This window comes from Phaeobacter sp. JH20_37, assembly GCF_048056015.1.
Taxonomy (GTDB): Bacteria; Pseudomonadota; Alphaproteobacteria; order Rhodobacterales; family Rhodobacteraceae; genus Phaeobacter; species Phaeobacter bryozoorum.
This window is the reverse complement of sequence record NZ_JAYMWW010000015.1, coordinates 58,169-75,093: the sequence shown is the minus strand read 5'-3', so window position 1 is coordinate 75,093 and position 16,925 is coordinate 58,169. Positions and strand designations below refer to the sequence as shown.

16 protein-coding genes are annotated in these 16,925 nt (G+C 57.9%); 11 read left to right on the top strand and 5 right to left on the bottom strand.

Features of this window, described 5'->3' with window-relative positions:
• Positions 1-173: 173 nt before the first annotated feature.
• Complete coding sequence (locus tag VWZ87_RS13355) at positions 174-776, top strand: alpha-ketoglutarate-dependent dioxygenase AlkB family protein (RefSeq protein WP_416534313.1); 603 nt, start codon at positions 174-176, stop codon at positions 774-776.
• A 21-nt stretch (positions 777-797) separates the two neighbouring features.
• Here VWZ87_RS13355 and VWZ87_RS13350 read toward each other — a convergent pair whose 3' ends face one another.
• Positions 798-1,619 carry an ABC transporter permease gene (locus tag VWZ87_RS13350; protein ID WP_340547176.1) on the bottom strand — a complete coding sequence of 274 codons (822 nt, stop codon included), beginning with the start codon at positions 1,617-1,619 and terminating at the stop codon, positions 798-800.
• Positions 1,620-1,753: 134 nt separating this feature from the next.
• On the opposite strand from VWZ87_RS13350, the gene cysQ reads away from it, so the two are divergent.
• From cysQ to VWZ87_RS13325, 5 genes are all read left to right on the top strand, one after another.
• Positions 1,754-2,551, top strand: coding sequence for a 3'(2'),5'-bisphosphate nucleotidase CysQ (gene cysQ / locus VWZ87_RS13345; RefSeq protein WP_340547177.1), 798 nt, complete (start codon positions 1,754-1,756; stop codon positions 2,549-2,551).
• The gene (locus tag VWZ87_RS13340) at positions 2,551-3,351 is read left to right on the top strand and encodes a 3-deoxy-manno-octulosonate cytidylyltransferase (RefSeq protein WP_416534312.1); all 801 of its coding nucleotides are present in this window, start codon (positions 2,551-2,553) and stop codon (positions 3,349-3,351) included. The genes cysQ and VWZ87_RS13340 overlap by 1 nt, the downstream gene beginning before the upstream one ends.
• Before the next feature lie 184 nt (positions 3,352-3,535).
• The gene (gene galU, locus VWZ87_RS13335; protein WP_416534311.1) at positions 3,536-4,429 is read left to right on the top strand and encodes a UTP--glucose-1-phosphate uridylyltransferase GalU; all 894 of its coding nucleotides are present in this window, start codon (positions 3,536-3,538) and stop codon (positions 4,427-4,429) included.
• Positions 4,430-4,525: 96 nt separating this feature from the next.
• Positions 4,526-5,509 carry a UDP-glucose 4-epimerase GalE gene (gene galE, locus VWZ87_RS13330; RefSeq protein WP_340547180.1) on the top strand — a complete coding sequence of 328 codons (984 nt, stop codon included), beginning with the start codon at positions 4,526-4,528 and terminating at the stop codon, positions 5,507-5,509.
• Position 5,510: 1 nt separating this feature from the next.
• Positions 5,511-6,572, top strand: a complete 1,062-nt coding sequence (locus VWZ87_RS13325) for a glycosyltransferase family 2 protein (RefSeq protein WP_340547181.1) — start codon at positions 5,511-5,513, stop codon at positions 6,570-6,572.
• An 8-nt stretch (positions 6,573-6,580) separates the two neighbouring features.
• Here VWZ87_RS13325 and VWZ87_RS13320 read toward each other — a convergent pair whose 3' ends face one another.
• The 4 genes from VWZ87_RS13320 to VWZ87_RS13305 form a co-directional block, all read right to left on the bottom strand.
• Positions 6,581-7,396 carry an ABC transporter permease gene (locus VWZ87_RS13320; RefSeq protein ID WP_340547182.1) on the bottom strand — a complete coding sequence of 272 codons (816 nt, stop codon included), beginning with the start codon at positions 7,394-7,396 and terminating at the stop codon, positions 6,581-6,583.
• Positions 7,393-8,274, bottom strand: coding sequence for an ABC transporter permease subunit (locus tag VWZ87_RS13315; protein ID WP_416534310.1), 882 nt, complete (start codon positions 8,272-8,274; stop codon positions 7,393-7,395). Before VWZ87_RS13315 ends, VWZ87_RS13320 begins: the two co-directional genes overlap by 4 nt.
• Positions 8,274-9,401 carry an ABC transporter ATP-binding protein gene (locus VWZ87_RS13310; RefSeq protein WP_340547184.1) on the bottom strand — a complete coding sequence of 376 codons (1,128 nt, stop codon included), beginning with the start codon at positions 9,399-9,401 and terminating at the stop codon, positions 8,274-8,276. Before VWZ87_RS13310 ends, VWZ87_RS13315 begins: the two co-directional genes overlap by 1 nt.
• A 114-nt stretch (positions 9,402-9,515) precedes the next feature.
• The gene (locus VWZ87_RS13305; protein ID WP_340547185.1) at positions 9,516-10,601 is read right to left on the bottom strand and encodes a polyamine ABC transporter substrate-binding protein; all 1,086 of its coding nucleotides are present in this window, start codon (positions 10,599-10,601) and stop codon (positions 9,516-9,518) included.
• Positions 10,602-10,742: 141 nt separating this feature from the next.
• On the opposite strand from VWZ87_RS13305, the gene VWZ87_RS13300 reads away from it, so the two are divergent.
• The 5 genes from VWZ87_RS13300 (at position 10,743) to VWZ87_RS13280 (ending at position 16,920) form a co-directional block, all read left to right on the top strand.
• A complete protein-coding gene (locus tag VWZ87_RS13300; protein ID WP_340547186.1) occupies positions 10,743-11,429 on the top strand; it encodes a GntR family transcriptional regulator in 687 nt (228 codons plus the stop codon).
• A 65-nt stretch (positions 11,430-11,494) separates the two neighbouring features.
• On the top strand, positions 11,495-12,889 hold the full coding sequence (locus tag VWZ87_RS13295; RefSeq protein ID WP_340547187.1) for an aspartate aminotransferase family protein: 1,395 nt from the start codon (positions 11,495-11,497) through the stop codon (positions 12,887-12,889).
• A 366-nt stretch (positions 12,890-13,255) separates the two neighbouring features.
• Complete coding sequence (locus VWZ87_RS13290; RefSeq protein WP_416534309.1) at positions 13,256-14,356, top strand: ABC transporter ATP-binding protein; 1,101 nt, start codon at positions 13,256-13,258, stop codon at positions 14,354-14,356.
• A gap of 85 nt (positions 14,357-14,441) precedes the next feature.
• Positions 14,442-15,548: an extracellular solute-binding protein gene (locus VWZ87_RS13285; protein ID WP_340547189.1), complete on the top strand. Its 1,107-nt coding sequence runs from the start codon at positions 14,442-14,444 to the stop codon at positions 15,546-15,548.
• Positions 15,549-15,648: 100 nt separating this feature from the next.
• A complete protein-coding gene (locus VWZ87_RS13280; RefSeq protein WP_340547190.1) occupies positions 15,649-16,920 on the top strand; it encodes an ABC transporter permease in 1,272 nt (423 codons plus the stop codon).
• The last annotated feature ends 5 nt before the right edge of the window (positions 16,921-16,925 follow it).

Here is a 16,925-nt window from a genome sequence, read left to right as displayed (position 1 = left end):
TCTGAACCCATTTTGGCATTCCGGCCCCGATTCAGTTGCGGTTTGGTCTGCACCTCCCCGCTTCCCGGCGTATATAGGGAGCGCAAATGCCCCCTGCAACCGCCAGATCGTGTCCTGTTTCGCGAATTACTGCGGTTTTTGACAGGGGAGCGGTTAAGAACAGGCTAACGGTGATGATGAAGTTGCGGTTGCGGGGATTTGAGCTGACAAAACCCCTGTTGGATACGGAACGGCAGCGACAGCTGATTGACTGTCTGCGTCCCGTTCTGCGCGCCGCTCCTCTGTTCTCGCCCGAGGTGCCCGGTGGCGGCAAGATGTCGGTGCGAATGACCTCGGCCGGGGTATGCGGCTGGGTGAGTGACAGGGGCGGGTATCGTTATCAGGATCGGCATCCCTCCGGCCAGGGCTGGCCGAAAATCCCGGCAGAAATCCTGGATATCTGGCGGGCCAGCACAGGGCTGGAGCGACAACCGGACTGTTGTTTGATCAACTACTATGGCGAGGGCGCCCGCATGGGTCTGCATCAGGACAAGGATGAGGCGGATTTCTCTTACCCGGTGGTGTCCGTCTCTCTGGGCGATGACGGCCTTCTGCGGATCGGCAATCAATTCCGTGGCGGTAAGACGGAGACCGTCTGGCTGAACTCAGGCGATGTCGTCGTGATGGGGGGCGAGGCGCGGCTGACCTATCATGGGGTTGACCGCATCCGCTTCAAATCCTCGCGTTTGCTGCCAAAGGGTGGTCGCATAAACCTGACACTTCGCGTGGTGACCTGAGCCATTGCGTCAATCCGTCGATCAGCGTTTGGCACCCCAACTGATCGAGGCACGGCGACGGGTGTAAAACTCCCCCATTAGTCCGATCATGATCAGGACGAGCGCCACCCAACCTGCGTATTGCCAGTTGCTGAAATGGGGGTTGTAGTTGATGAACACAAACCCACGCGCCTGATCTATGCAATGAAACAGCGGGTTCCAGTCGAACATCGACAGCATGAAGCTGGGCAGAGTGTTCGCCAGGAACATCTTGCCCGAGGCGATCATATTGGCCCTTTGGTAGATCGTGGAGATGATGCCAACAGTCCCGGGCGACCAAGGTTTCATGACCAGCAGGATCAAACCTACCGCAGCACCGGTTATCCAGGAGAGCAGCACCATGCCAAAGGCCGCAATCGGTTCCTCTATTTCAATCGGGGTGAACGCCACGTGATAGACGAACAGGATGATCAGCATCGACAGCACCTGAATATACAGTGATCCCAGTGCCGCCGACAGAATGGCGACGATCGTGTTCATCGGGGCGTGCTGCATCATAGGGCTGCTTGGCCCCTCTGCTCCGGCGACAGCGGAAACGGCCTTGGTGTGGGTCAGGAACAAAAACACACCCGACATCACATAGAGCAGGAAATCGCCGCGAATGGCCGAACCGCGCAGGCCGAGCAGGGAAAACATCACGTAGAACACGATGACAAACATCACCGCCTGCGTGAGATTGGTCGCCAGAGCCATGAAAGCATTATTATGTTTGGAGCGAACGCTGCGGGCCACGGAATGAAAGACAACCTCACCCATGGCGATGAGGCTGCTGAGACGTGACCGTTTGTGGCGTTGCTCGAACATGATGTCGCTTAGCCGGACCTGCTTTAGGTGAAACTCTGCTTATCGTTACCACGGAAATCTTGCTGTTCCGTTTCACCCCGACCATAAGGGGGACAACTGCTGTAATCAACCAAACCCGGTCAGGGAGAGTGTTTGTGACATATGATGAGCTTATTCCGGTAATCCGCCGATTGGCGATCGAAGCCGGAGAGAAGATCATGGAGATCTATAATTCGGATGAATTCGAGGTGAAGGTGAAATCGGATGAAAGCCCGGTAACCGCCGCTGACGAGGCCGCCGATGCGTTGATTTCTGCCGGGTTGCGCGCAGCCTTTCCCGACGTGATGCTGGTGACCGAGGAACAGGCGGAATCGCACAGCAAGAGCGGGCACACCTTTCTGATTGTGGATCCGCTGGACGGAACCAAGGAGTTCATCCACCGCCGCGGTGATTTTACCGTCAATATCGCATTGGTCGAAAACGGTGTGCCGACGCGCGGCGTTGTCTATGCGCCGGCGCGGTCTCGGATGTTCTTCACCTTGGCGGACGGATCAGCGGTTGAGGAAACCGGCGCTTTTGATCCCTCAGCCATGGGAGAGATCAAACCCATTCGTGTTGCAGACAGTGATAATGATGCGCTGATGGTGGTTGCGTCGAAATCGCACCGTGATCAGGCCACCGATGATTACATCAACAAATACGCCGTGAAGGACAGCAAGAGCGCGGGGTCTTCGCTGAAGTTCTGTCTGGTCGCAACAGGCGAAGCCGATCTATATCCGCGGGTGGGGCGGACCATGGAATGGGATACCGCCGCTGGTCATGCGGTCCTCTGCGGTGCCGGTGGTCAAGTGGTACGTTTTGATGATCATTCGCCACTGACCTACGGCAAGGAAGGCTATGCGAATCCTTTCTTTATAGCCTATGCGCCGGGTGTGGAGCTTAAGAAAGCCTGATGTCCGTCCTTATCGTCATTCCCGCCCGCTATGCTTCGACCCGCTATCCAGGTAAGCCGCTTGTTGCTTTGACCGGGGCCAGCGGCGAGAGCCAAACGCTGATCGAACGCTCCTGGCGTGCGGCCATGGCCGTCAATGGCGTAGATCGTGTGGTTGTCGCAACCGACGACGACCGAATTCGCGATGCTGCCACCGGGTTTGGTGCCGAGGTTGTTATGACCTCCGAAAGCTGCGCCAACGGGACGGAGCGTTGCGCCGAAGCGCTGGATAAACTTGGCGGCGGTTATGATATCGTGGTGAACCTGCAAGGGGACGCGCCGCTGACGCCGCATTGGTTTATCGAGGATCTGATTGTCGGCCTGCGCGGCGCGCCTGACAAAGGGTTGGCAACGCCGGTGCTGCGCTGCGACGGCGCGACGCTGAACAGTCTGCTGGCAGACCGTAAGGCCGGTCGTGTTGGCGGCACCACGGCGGTGTTCGGTAGCGACCATAATGCGCTCTACTTCTCCAAGGAGGTGGTGCCCTTTACGTCCGAAACCTATGGTTCAGATCAGGAGACGCCGGTGTTTCACCACGTCGGTGTCTATGCCTATCGCCCGGATGCGCTGAGCGCCTATCCTGGCTGGCCTGTCGGGCCATTGGAAACCCTCGAAGGGCTGGAGCAGCTGCGCTTTCTTGAGAACGGGCGCAAGATTCTCTGCGTGGAGGTTGAAGCACGTGGACGCGAGTTCTGGGAGCTGAACAATCCCGAGGATGTTCCCCGGATTGAGGCGATGATGAAAAAAATGGGTCACAAATAGGCCTGAATTGTCGATAATATGAAACATGATACGGGATGCCGTGAGCGAAATGTGACTGGGGGTATATTTTCTGAATTGCCTACGGAATACTCTGACCGGCCTTTCGAGGCAGGTTTTGCCACCTAAACGGCCCCACTGACGAACCGCATCAGAACGGTTTGAGAAATAGAAACGAGAGTGCGAGATGCGTAGAAAAGTAACGAAGGCAATTTTTCCGGTGGCCGGGCTTGGAACCAGATTCCTGCCGGCAACCAAATCGGTTCCCAAAGAAATCATGACGCTGGTTGACCGCCCGCTGGTCCAATATGCCATTGATGAGGCCCGAGAGGCCGGCATCAAGGAGTTCATCTTTGTCACCTCGCGCGGCAAAGGAGCGCTAGAGGATTATTTCGACCATTCGCCCATGCTCGAGCAGGAGCTGCGCAAGAAGGGTAAGGATGATCTGCTGGAAATCCTGAAAGCGACCAATATGGACTCGGGCGCGATTGCCTATATTCGCCAGCATCAGGCGCTGGGCCTTGGTCACGCGGTCTGGTGCGCGCGTCGCCTGATCGCCAATGAACCCTTTGCGGTGATCCTGCCTGATGATGTCATCGCGGCGGAAACCCCCTGCCTGAAGCAGATGGTGGAAGCATACGAGGAAACCGGCGGCAATATGGTCGCGGCCATGGAGGTTCCGCCAGAACAGACATCGTCCTACGGTGTGCTGGATGTGCGCGACGACATGGGCTCGGTGGTGTCGGTAAATGGCATGGTTGAAAAGCCCAAAGCCGAAGATGCCCCGTCTAATCTGGCGGTAATTGGTCGCTATATCCTGGCGCCGTCGGTCTTGCGCAATCTCAATAAAAAGAAACAGGGCGCCGGTGGTGAGATCCAGCTGACCGATGCCATTGCCGAAGATATCGCCGACGATGTACCGGTCTACGGCTATCGTTTCCGTGGTCAGCGCTTTGATTGCGGATCCAAGGCTGGTTTCCTGCAGGCAACCGTCGCCTTTGCGCTGGCACGTGAAGAGCTGCGCGATGATCTGATGTGCTACATCAATGAGATTGCGCAGGTCGACAAGGCGGCGCAGTAAGCCGATCACTTCGCCGAGAGTGGCGGAGATTGTGAACATCTGGAAATTGGGTGGCCGGACAGCACTGTCCGGCCTTTTGATCAGGAAGACGCTGCTTTGACATATATTCTGGTGACTGGTGGAGCGGGTTATATTGGCTCTCATGCCTGCAAGGCACTAAAGGCTGCCGGTTTTACCCCCGTAACCTACGATAATCTGGTGACTGGCTGGCAGGACGCCGTGAAGTTCGGACCCTTTGAAAAGGGGGATCTGGCTGATCGTCTGCGACTGGACGAGGTTTTTGCCAAATATCAACCGGCCGCCGTGATGCACTTCGCCGCGTTGAGCCAGGTTGGTGAAGCCATGAGCGAACCCGGGCGCTACTGGGCCAACAATGTCGGCGGGTCTCTCACGCTGATTGAAGCCGCGGTGGCAGCCGGCTGCCTTGATTTCGTTTTCTCATCAACCTGCGCCACCTATGGGGAGCATGACAATGTGGTGCTGGACGAAAGCACGCCGCAGCTTCCCCTTAATGCCTATGGCGCGTCCAAACGGGCGGTAGAAGACATCCTGCGCGATTTTGGCGCCTCGCATGGGCTGCGGTCGGTGATCTTCCGTTACTTCAACGTGGCGGGTGCCGACCCCGAGGCCGAGGTGGGCGAGTTCCACCGCCCTGAGACTCATCTGGTGCCGCTTGTGCTGGATGCGATTGAGGGCAAACGTGACGCGCTGACCATTTTTGGAACCGACTATGACACCCCGGATGGCACCTGCGTGCGTGACTATGTTCACGTCTGCGATCTGGTCGACGCCCATGTGCTGGGCCTGAAATGGCTGAAAGACGGCAAAGGGAGCCAGGTCTTCAACCTGGGGACCGGCACCGGGTTCTCCGTACGGGAAGTCATGGACAAGGCGGAGGCGACAACCGGTCAATCGGTGCCTCACTCAATTGGTCCTCGTCGTGCCGGCGATTGCACCAAGCTGGTGTCGGGTTCGGTGCGGGCGGCTACCCTGCTTGGGTGGGAACCGAAGCGATCGGATCTTGAAACTATGATCGCGGATGCCTGGGGCTGGCACAAAGCCGGCGCTTACGAGCGCTAGGGTGACGGGGCCAGAGCGGGCTCCAGGTACTGTACCGCTGCCGGAAATCTCCCTGGCGGCGGCCTATCGGCTGAGGTGGCAGCGACGTCGGCTGCTTTGGCGCTCTTTCCGGTCCCGGCATCAGCTGACGACGCTGACGGACCGCACTCGCATTTTGCAACGGGATGCAATTCTTGCCATCACAGTGCTGCGCAATGAAGCGACCCGGCTTCCGTTTTTCCTGGCCTTTTATCGCGATCTGGGTGTCGACCATTTTCTGATCGTCGACAATGGCAGCGATGATGGCAGCGCCGCCTATCTTGCCGGTCAGCCTGATGTCTCGCTCTGGCATACAGGCGCCAGCTATCGCGATGCTCGGTTTGGTCTCGACTGGGCGACATGGCTTCAGATCCGTTATGGTCACCGGCGCTGGTGTCTTAGTGTTGATGCAGATGAATTGCTGGTGTTTGGCGGTGATGCCCGGCACGGTCTGCGCGGATTGACAGATTGGCTGGACCGTCATGGCAGGGCTGGCTTCGGTGCCTTGATGCTGGATCTTTTTCCGAAGGGGTCAGTGGGAGAGGTGAGTTACGTCCCAGGTGATGATCCCCGCCGAGTATTGCCGTGGTTTGATACCGGGCCATATCGCCGGGTTCGACAGGCGCCGCGCGGCAACCTGTGGGTACAGGGCGGCCTCAGGGAGCGGGTGTTTTTTCCTGATGAGCCGCAGCGGGGACCTACGCTGAACAAGGTGCCGCTGGTCAAATGGCACCGCAGCTTCGCCTATACGAATTCTACCCATGCAATGCTGCCCAGGCGGTTGAATGCACTATACGATGGGCCAGGTGGGGCAGGTCCGTCCGGGGTTCTGCTGCACAGCAAATTCTTGCCCGAAATCACCAAGAAGGCAGAGATCGAAAAGCGGCGTGGCCAGCATTTCAGCGCGCCGGAATTGTTCGACGGCTATTACAACCAATTGGCTGCGGCACCGGATCTCTGGCACAGCGACGCGATCCGATATCAGGGACCGGATCAGTTGGAGGCATTGGGGCTGGCCCGCGCCCCTGATTGGGACGCGGACTGAGCCGCGGCTTAGCTGCGTTCGGCGTTCTGCTCGTCACGACGCTGGCGTACCAACTGATGTTTGGTGACCAGCGAGGCTGTGACAACGCCGACGGTGACAATGCCGATCATGATCGTCGAGAGCGCGTTGATCTCCGGGCTGACACCGAGCCGCACCGCAGAGAAGATCTTGATGGGCAGGGTTGTTGCCGCAGGGCCTGCGGTGAAGGAGGCAATCACCAGGTCGTCCAGCGACAGGGTAAAGGCCAGAAGCCAGCCTGAAATCACTGCGGGCGCGATGATCGGTAACGTCACTAGGCGGAACGCCTCTGCCTGCGAACAGCCCAGATCCAGCGCGGCTTCCTCCAGCGATCGATCAAAGGTTACCAACCGCGAAGAGACCACGACCGAGACATAGCACATGGCAAAGGTCGTATGCGCGAGCACGATGGTCATAATCCCGCGATCCAGCCCGATCCCGATGAACAGGAGCAGCAGCGAAAGGCCTGTGATTACCTCTGGCATCACCAATGGCGCGTAGATCATGCCGGAAAACAGCGTACGCCCCAGGAACCGCCCGCCGCGCACCAGCACGTAGGCGGCCATGGTGCCAAGGACCGTCGCGATGCTGGAGGAGATAACGGCTACCTTCAGCGTGACCAATGCCGCACTGAGGAATGCCTCGTTGTGCAGCAGTTCACCATACCATTTGACAGAGAACCCGGCCCAGACGGTAACCAGCTTGCTTTCGTTGAAGCTGTAGGCGATCAGGATGACCATCGGGATATACAGAAACGCAAATCCCAGCGTCAGCGAAACGGTGTTGAACCAGCTCATTCGGGTCATTGTTCCGCCTCCTGTTGTTTCTGCTGGTTACGCTGGAACAGCACGATCGGCACGATCAGGATCAATAGCAGCACAACTGCCACCGCAGAGGCCACTGGCCAGTCACGGTTGGAGAAGAACTCTTCCCACAGAACCTTGCCGATCATCAGCGTGTCCGACCCCCCCAGCAGTGACGGGATCACGAATTCGCCTAGCGTCGGAATAAAGACGAGGAAGCAGCCCGCAATGATGCCGGCGCGCGACAGCGGGATGGTGACCAACCAGAAGGCCTGCGTACGTGAGCAGCCCAGATCCTCGGCAGCCTCGATGAGCGATCCGTCCAGCCGCTCCAGTGCCGAGTATATCGGCAAAATCATGAACGGCAGGTAGGTGTAGACGATGCCGATATAGACCGCGGTATTGGTGTTCAAAATGGTGAGCGGCGTGTCGATGATCCCAAGCCAGATCAGAAACTGGTTCAACAGCCCCTCATTCGACAGGATGCCCATCCAGGCATAAACGCGGATCAGGAAGCTGGTCCAGAAGGGCAGGATCACCAACATCATCAGCGTCGGACGCCATTCAGAGGGGGCGCGGGCCATGCCATAGGCCATGGGGTAGCCGACCAGCAGGGTCAGCAGAGTTGAGATCACAGCGATCCGAAGCGAGCTGAGATAGGCTTTCCAATAGAGGTCGTCCTCTGTCAGCCAGACGAAATTCTCAAAATCCAGATCCGCAATAAAGGCGCCGATACCAGTGACCCAGTCGAACTGCGGCATATAAGGCGGGCGCGCCACGGCGGCGTCCGACAGGGCGATCTTGAACACGATGGCAAAGGGCACAAGGAACAGCGCCAGAAGCCAGGCGTAAGGGATGGCAATCAGGATAAAGCGGCGCATCAGTTTGCCAGTAGGACACCGGCAGTGGCTGTCCAGGACAGCCAGACCGGGTCTTCCCAGGTAAAGGCGCGCCGGGCGATACGGCGGGTATTTGCGGTCTGAGCTTTGATCACCGCACCAGATGGCAGTTCGACATGGTATGTCGAGATATTGCCGAGATATGCTATATCGAGAATACGGCCCTGCACGCTATTGTCGGCCTCGGCGGGACGATCCGCACTGATCGTGACCTTCTCCGGGCGGATCGCCAGATGGCAGGCTTGGCCATCAGAGAATGTCGCCTGGCTTTTCACCGTCAGCGGGGCGGCGCCATCTTTCCAGCTGACCGCATATTCATCGGGGCCCGTGGGCGAAGCGGTGCCGTCGATGATGTTCACATCGCCAATGAAATCAGCCACGTAAAGCGAATTTGGCGTTTCGTAGATACGATCAGGAGTGGCAACCTGGACTATCTGGCCATTGTCCATCACCGCAACGCGGGAGGCGACCGTCATCGCCTCTTCCTGATCGTGGGTGACAATAACAAAGGTGGTGCCAGTCTTTTCCTGAATGTCCATCAGTTCGAACTGGGTGTCCTGGCGCAGCTTCTTGTCGAGCGCGCCGAGAGGTTCATCCAGCAAGAGAAGTTTGGGTGCTTTGGCCAGCGATCTTGCCAAGGCCACCCGCTGCCGTTGACCGCCGGAGATCTGGTGCGGCTTGCGGCGCGCGAATTTCTCCAGCCGGGTCAGGCGCAGCATTTCCTGTACCCGCTCGGCGATATCATGTTTGGGCTTGTTCTCGCGCTTCAGTCCAAAGGCGATATTGTCCCAGACGCTCAGATGCGGGAATAGCGCATAGGACTGGAACATCATGTTGACCAGACGCTTGTTCGGCGGGACCGGTGCAATATCCTGACCCGACAGGAAAATTTTGCCTTCGGTTGGCGTTTCAAACCCTGCCAGCATCCGCATCATCGTGGTCTTGCCGCAGCCCGAGGGGCCAAGCAAGGCAAAGAACTCTTTCTCGTAGATCCCAAGCGTCAGATCGTCGATCGCGGTGAACTCACCAAAGCGCTTGGTAACATTCTGGAATTGGATCAGGGGCTTAGCCTCTGGATCGTTCCAGGGTTCAAAAACAGGAATAGTCACGCTGGCCCCCAATGTATGACGCAAGTGGCGGAACGGGCATGGAACAGCTGCCGACGTTCCCGCAGGAAAAAGCGCGGGGCATATCCGATGCCCCGCGCGTCAATCAATCTCGGGTCAGGTCCCAGATTTGATCTTGGTCCACATACGCGTCGCCGTACGCTGCAATTTGGGCGGATAGGCTTCTTTGATGTAGAGGTTTTTCAGGGTGTCATCGTTCGGATAGATCGCGGGGTCGTTGATCACATCCTCTTCGAGGAACTCCTGGCTCGCCTTGTTGCCATTGGCATAATAGACGTAGTTGGATGCCGCAGCCATGTTCTCGGCTTCCATAATGAAGTTCAGGAACTTGTGGGCCCCGTCGGGGTTAGGGGCGTCCACCGGGATCGCCATCTGGTCGAACCACATCAGTGCGCCTTCCTTGGGCGCGTTGAAGACGATTTCGACACCGTTTTCGGCCTCGTCGGCACGATCGCGCGCCTGCAGGATATCGCCGGACCAGCCAAAGGCCACGCAGATGTCACCATTTGCCAGTGCGTTGATGTACTCTGAGCTGTGGAATTTCTTCACATAGGGGCGGATCGCCATCAGCACGGGTTCGGCCTTGGCAACCACATCGGGGTCCATGCTATTGGGATCTTCACCGATATATTGCAGGGCGGCCGGGATCATCTCGTCCGGGGCATCCAGAATGTACACGCCACATTCGGCCAGCTTTTCCATGTTGGCAGGGTTGAACACCAGATCGAGCGAGTCGATCGGTGCATCCGCGCCCAGAGCCTCTTCGACCTTTGCGGTGTTTGCACCGATCCCAGTCGTGCCCCACATGTAGTTGATGGAATAGAGGTTGTCCGGATCATAGCGTGCTGTACGCTCCTTGATCACGTCCCACATGTTGCCTGCGTTCGACAGCTTGTCGGTATCCAGTTTCTGGAACGCGCCAGCCTGAATCTGACGCGCCAGGAACGAGCCGGTCGGAACGACTACATCGTAACCGGAGCCGCCGGCCAGCATCTTGGTTTCCAGCAACTCGTTGCTGTCGAAGACGTCGTAGATCAGTTCGATGCCGGTCTCGGCTTCGAATTTCTCAAGCAAGGCTTCGTCAATATAGTCGGACCAGTTGTAAACGCGAACTTCTTCGGCGACGGCGGCCGCACTGCTCAGCGCCACGATGGCTGTCAATGTCATCGTCTTGAGTGTCATGAGTATCTCCCTGTGCGTGCCGGTTTCCGTGCCCGGCTGATAAGGATTTGATCAAGTTTTGCCTCATTCGGCAATACTGTTTATGTTTTCACTTGGGGAAACTTGGTGCAAGCTGCCCAAAATTTAGGAGGAATTCAGAAGGTGAACCTGAGCCAACCAGCCGCATCATCCGGCAGTCAGCCCACTGCCAAACTGCCCGCCCATGAAACCGTCTACCAGACCTTGCGCGGGCAAATTCTGTTTGGCGATCTGGCGCCGGGGCAGGCGGTCACCATCCAGGGTCTGGTCGAGTCGTTGGGGGCCGGGATGACCCCGGTACGTGAAGCCATCCGCCGACTGATCTCTGATGGCGCGCTGGTGTTTCAGGGAAATCGCCGTGTGTCTGTGCCGATGTTACGTGAAAGTGACCTGAATGAGCTGATTTATGCAAGAAAAACAATAGAGTGTCAACTTGCTCGGTTGGCAACCACGCGTGTATCGGCGGATGATATCACCGCGCTGGAGGCCATCGACACAGCTCTGGATCAGGCTATTTCGGCAGGAGACGTCACTGGCTATCTGGTGCAGAACTACCGGTTCCACACGCGGCTTTATGCGTATGCCGATGCGCCTATCCTGACAGATCTGGCGGATCGGCTTTGGCTGCGCTTCGGTCCATCCTTGCGCGTGGTCTGTGGACGGCTTGGTACGCAGAGCTTTCCCGACCGACACAAGGACATCCTCGAGGCCCTGCATCGCAAGGACGCAGATCTGGCGGCGCTGGCCATGGAGCGGGACGTCGCTCAGGGGATGGATCAGGTAAGTCAGGGGCTGAATCAGTCGAGCTGATTCGATTGACACGCTAGAATTTGATCATATTCTGGGCGCAATCTCTTCCTTCAGGAGTCTGCCCCATGACTGCGATTACAAATCACCTGCCCACGGCCGAGCTTCAGGCTCTGGATGCGGCCCATCACATGCACCCCTTCACCGCAAACGGTGAGCTGGCGGAAAAAGGCGCGCGGATCATCACGCGCGCCACCGGCGTCACGCTGACAGACAGCGAGGGCAACCAGATACTGGATGCCATGGCCGGCCTGTGGTGTGTCAACATTGGCTATGGACGGGACGAATTGGCAGATGTCGCCGCCCGCCAGATGCGCGAGCTGCCGTATTACAACACATTCTTTCAGACCACACACACGCCCGCGATCGCGCTGGCGGCGAAAATCGCCGAACTGGCGCCCGAGGGGCTGAACCATGTGTTCTTCGCCGGGTCCGGTTCAGAAGCCAATGACACCAATATTCGCATGGTCCGCCATTATTGGGCGATGAAGGGCAAGCCGACAAAATCGGTGATCATCAGCCGCAAGAACGGGTATCATGGCTCCTCCGTTGGCAGCGGCAGCCTGGGCGGTATGACTGCGATGCACGAACAGGGCGGCCTGCCGATCCCGGATATCCATCATATCAATCAGCCCAACTGGTGGGCCGAAGGCGGCGATATGGCGGTAGAGGAGTTTGGTCTCGCGCGCGCTCAGGAGCTGGAACAGGCGATTCTTGAGTTGGGCGAAGACCGGGTTGCGGCCTTTATTGCCGAACCGGTTCAGGGCGCCGGCGGTGTCATTGTTCCGCCTGCAACCTACTGGCCCGAGATCCAGCGGATCTGCGACAAATATGAAATCCTGCTGATCGCTGATGAGGTGATCTGCGGCTTCGGGCGTACCGGCAATTGGTTCGGAAGCCAGACCATGGGCATTCGCCCCGATATCATGACCATCGCCAAGGGGCTATCGTCCGGCTATGCGCCGATTGGCGGATCTATTGTCAGCGACGAGATTGCAGCGGTGATTGGATCCGGTGAATTCAATCACGGCTACACCTATTCGGGCCATCCGGTTGCCGCCGCGGTGGCCCTGGAGAACCTGCGCATTCTCGAGGAGGAGAACATCATCGACAATGTGCGTGATGTTGTGGCGCCTTATCTCAAGGAGCAATGGGAGGCGCTCGTCGATCATCCGCTGGTGGGCGAAGCCAAGATTGTCGGCATGATGGGATCGATTGCACTGACCCCGAACAAGGCGACGCGCGCGGCCTTTGCCGCTGAAACCGGAACTGTCGGCTACATCTGCCGGGAGCGGTGCTTTGCCAATAATCTGGTGATGCGCCACGTTGGTGATCGGATGATCATCTCGCCGCCGCTGATCATCACACCCGAAGAGATTGATACGCTCATCGCGCGGGCGCGCCAGTCGCTCGATGAATGTTATGCAGCGCTGAAAGAGCGAGACTTGCTGCACAGCGCGTGACGCGGGCTGAAGCTGTTTGACCAAGGCGTCGGTTCCTGTCGGGAGTCGGCGCCTTTGCTATTTCCGCGAATCTTTGTGGCTCGGTAAAAGCTGCTCGGTCAAATTCGGTTATTTGAGTGTTTCCGGTAACGGACGTTTGCGATCAATCAAGGCGTGTACACATAGAGTTTTTATCTGATTGGCAATCGAAATCCTGTCGCTTTTCGATCCTTGTTCGTCGCAATACGTACCGTTGTCGACGTTATCGGCCCTAAGGTAAACTACAGAGATGATCCGGACGATCCGGTTGCACACCAACACTCGTGTGTGCTTACATCACGACAGAAGTGCAGAGCTAATCTGCCGAACCAAACCAGGGAGCCTCACTTGGCTGATGCGTCAAACACGAGCGCGTTCGTTGAATTCGAACGCGTGCAGAAGAGTTATGACGGCGAGAACCTCGTTGTCAAAGATCTGAACCTCACCATGCCGAAAGGCGAATTTCTGACCATGTTGGGCCCGTCCGGTTCGGGCAAAACGACCTGCTTGATGATGTTGGCGGGTTTTGAGACAGCGACCCATGGTGATATTCGGCTTGGCGGCGTCTCGATCAACAACATTCCGCCTCATAAACGCGGCATCGGAATGGTATTCCAGAACTACGCGCTGTTCCCTCACATGACCATTGCCGAAAATCTGAGCTTCCCGCTGGAAGTCCGCAACATGGGCAAGTCCGAGCGTGAGCAGAAGGTGAAGCGCGCGCTTGACATGGTCGAGATGGGCGCCTTTGGCGGTCGCCGTCCGGCCCAGTTGTCCGGTGGTCAGCAGCAGCGTGTTGCCTTGGCGCGTGCGCTTGTGTTTGAACCCGAACTGGTGCTGATGGACGAACCTCTGGGCGCGCTGGACAAGCAGCTGCGCGAGAAGATGCAGTTCGAGATCACCCATCTTGCACATCAGTTGGGCATCACCACCGTTTACGTGACCCACGACCAGACCGAAGCGCTGACCATGTCGGATCGCGTGGCAGTGTTCAACGATGGTCGTATTCAGCAGCTGGCGCCGCCGGATGAGCTGTACGAAGAGCCGGCCAACAGTTTCGTTGCCCAGTTCATTGGTGAGAACAACACGCTGGAAGGCACGGTCAAAGAGGTCAACAATGGCATCGCGCTGGTACAACTGGACGATGGCGAATTGATTGACTGCAAGCCGATCAACGTTTCCAAACCCGGTGAGCGGACCCGCGTGTCGATCCGGCCCGAACGTGTTGAATACAACAAGGACCGGATGCAGGAAGGCGCCCATACGCTCAAGGCTGAAGTGCTTGAGTTTATCTACATGGGCGACATCTTCCGCACCCGTCTGCGCGTCGCCGGAAATGATGAGTTCATCATCAAGACCCGCAACGCACCCGATCAGGTACGGTTGAAGCCCGGCCAGCAGATCGAAATCGGCTGGTTGCCTGAAGATTGCCGCGCGCTGGACGCCTGACGTCCGCGCGCGCCCGAACCTCCGGCAGCGAACGACCGGCGGACAATCCAGATAAATAACGATTTCAACAAGGAGTAGAGTGTCTATGAAACTCACCAAACTGACTGCCCTGGCAGCCACCACGGCACTGTGTGCGCCGATGGCGATGGCTGCTGATATGGCCAACGAGATGACCATCGTGTCCTGGGGCGGCGCCTATCAGGAAAGCCAGCTGAAGGCCTATGTGGTTCCTTATCAGGAAATGCACCCCGATCTGAAAGTGATCTGGGATGAAAGCTCGGCCGAGGCGACCGCAAAAATGCGCGCCATGACCGAAGCGGGCAATGTCACCTGGGATCTGGTCGACGTTGTTGCTTCTGATGCGATGCGTATGTGTGACGAAGGTCTCGCCGCCGAGCTGAACCACGACGAAGATTTGGCTGCGGCGCCCGATGGCACACCCGCAACCGAAGACTTCGGCGATCTGATCGTCAGCGACTGCTTCGTGCCGCAGATCGTTTATTCGACCACCTTCGGGTACCGCATGGACAAGGTTGGTGACACGCCGCCGAGCTCCATCTGCGATGTCTTCGACACTGCGAAATATCCGGGCAAGCGCGCCCTTCAGAAGCGTCCGATCGACAACGTCGAGTGGGCCCTCTACTGCGACGGCGTTGCCAAGGATGAGATCTACGACGTGCTGAGCACCGACGAAGGTGTGGAGCGTGCCCTGGCCAAGCTCGACACAATCAAGGATCAGGTCGTCTGGTGGACTGCTGGTGCGGAAACGCCGCAGCTTCTGGCAGATGGCGAAGTGGTGATGGGCTCGACCTTTAACGGTCGTCTGTTCTCGGCAATTGCTGAGCAGAACCAGCCGATCGAAATGCTCTGGGATATGCAGTCTTTCGACCTGGATGGCTGGATCGTTCCGGCTGACCTGCCCGAAGACCGCAAGGCTCGCGTGATGGACTTCCTGAAGTTCGCAACCGACACCCAGCGTCTGGCAGATCAGGCCAAGTTCATCTCCTATGGTCCGGCGCGCGCCTCCTCTGCGCCGCTGGTTGGCAAACACGCCATTCTGGGTATCGACATGGCACCGCATATGCCGACCGATCCGGCGAACTCCGGCAACGTTCATGTCTATGACTACGAATGGTGGGCAGACAACCGCGACGATCTGGACGCTAAATTCCAGGCGTGGCTCGCCAAGTAATCTGTCCGCGAACAGATACTGACATTATCGGGAAGGGGCTGTGTGCCTGGCGCGCAGCCCTTTCTCCACCAACAAAAAATTCCGACGGGGGCTCCTACCCATGAGCGATACCACCCACACCGGACCGGTCTTGGCCGCCGATGGCACGCCGCTGAAGCGTAGCCTGGCCCGAGCTCTCCGGATGCAGAAAATTCGCGCCCTGATGCTGATCGCGCCGCTTCTGCTGTTTGTTCTTCTGACCTTCATTCTCCCGATTGCCGACATGCTGTTCCGCTCGGTTGAGAATAGGATCGTCTCTGACACCCTGCCCAAGACCGTTGTCGCGCTTCAGGATTGGGATGCAAACTCCGGGCAGGCCCCGGATGAGGCCGTGTTTGCCGCATTGGCTGCCGACCTTCAGGTCGCCGCCGAAGAGAAGACCCATACGCGCGTCGGCTCGCGCCTGAACTACGAAAACCCCGGCATTTCCTCGCTGTTCCGCAAGGCCGGGCGCAAGGTCAAGCGTTGGGATCTGGCTCAGGATGGTCCGTTCAAGGAGCAGTTCTTCAAGATTGACAAGGACTGGACCGACCCGGAGGTCTGGCGCACTATCCAGACCTACTCTGGGGCCTACACCAACGGTTATTTTCTGAATGCGGCCGATTTCCAGAAAGGCGCAGAAGGGGCAGAGCTGCGACCCGAGAACGAGCGGATCTATGGAACATTGTTCCTGCGGACACTGATCATGTCGTTGGCGATTACGGTGAGCTGCATCATACTTGGATATCCGGTGGCCTGGATCCTGGCGAATTTGCCGTCCAGATCCGCAAACCTGCTGATGATCCTGGTGTTGCTGCCGTTCTGGACGTCGCTTCTGGTACGAACATCGGCCTGGAAGGTCATGCTGCAGCAGCAGGGCGTCATCAATGACACGCTGGTCTGGCTGGGACTGGTCGCAGATGATGCGCGCCTTGTGATGATCAATAACCAGTTCGGCACGATCGTGGCGATGACCCACATTCTGCTGCCGTTCATGATCCTGCCGATGTATTCGGTGATGCAGACGATCAATCCGTCCTATCTGCGCGCTGCCAAGTCTCTTGGCGCCACCAACTGGACGGCGTTCTGGCGGGTCTACTTCCCGCAGTCTGTGCCGGGTATCGGTGCGGGTTCGATCCTCGTCTTCATTCTGGCGATTGGCTACTACATCACGCCGGAGCTGGTCGGCGGCACCAAAGGTGTCTTCATCTCGAACCGGATCGCCTTCCACATCTCGCAGTCGCTCAACTGGGGCCTTGCGGCCGCGCTTGGCACTATTCTGCTGGTCGTCGTGCTCGCGCTCTACTGGGCCTATGACAAGATTGTCGGTATCGACAACGTGAAACTGGGATAAGACAC

Coding starts and splice junctions, on each gene's coding strand:
- VWZ87_RS13355 (WP_416534313.1), top strand. CDS start 174: ATGATGAAGTTGCGGTTGCGGGGATTTGAGCTGACAAAACCCCTGTTG.
- VWZ87_RS13285 (WP_340547189.1), top strand. CDS start 14,442: ATGAAACTCACCAAACTGACTGCCCTGGCAGCCACCACGGCACTGTGT.
- VWZ87_RS13320 (WP_340547182.1), bottom strand. CDS start 7,396: ATGACCCGAATGAGCTGGTTCAACACCGTTTCGCTGACGCTGGGATTT.
- VWZ87_RS13315 (WP_416534310.1), bottom strand. CDS start 8,274: ATGCGCCGCTTTATCCTGATTGCCATCCCTTACGCCTGGCTTCTGGCG.
- VWZ87_RS13350 (WP_340547176.1), bottom strand. CDS start 1,619: ATGTTCGAGCAACGCCACAAACGGTCACGTCTCAGCAGCCTCATCGCC.
- VWZ87_RS13280 (WP_340547190.1), top strand. CDS start 15,649: ATGAGCGATACCACCCACACCGGACCGGTCTTGGCCGCCGATGGCACG.
- VWZ87_RS13340 (WP_416534312.1), top strand. CDS start 2,551: ATGTCCGTCCTTATCGTCATTCCCGCCCGCTATGCTTCGACCCGCTAT.
- VWZ87_RS13295 (WP_340547187.1), top strand. CDS start 11,495: ATGACTGCGATTACAAATCACCTGCCCACGGCCGAGCTTCAGGCTCTG.
- VWZ87_RS13305 (WP_340547185.1), bottom strand. CDS start 10,601: ATGACACTCAAGACGATGACATTGACAGCCATCGTGGCGCTGAGCAGT.
- galU (WP_416534311.1), top strand. CDS start 3,536: ATGCGTAGAAAAGTAACGAAGGCAATTTTTCCGGTGGCCGGGCTTGGA.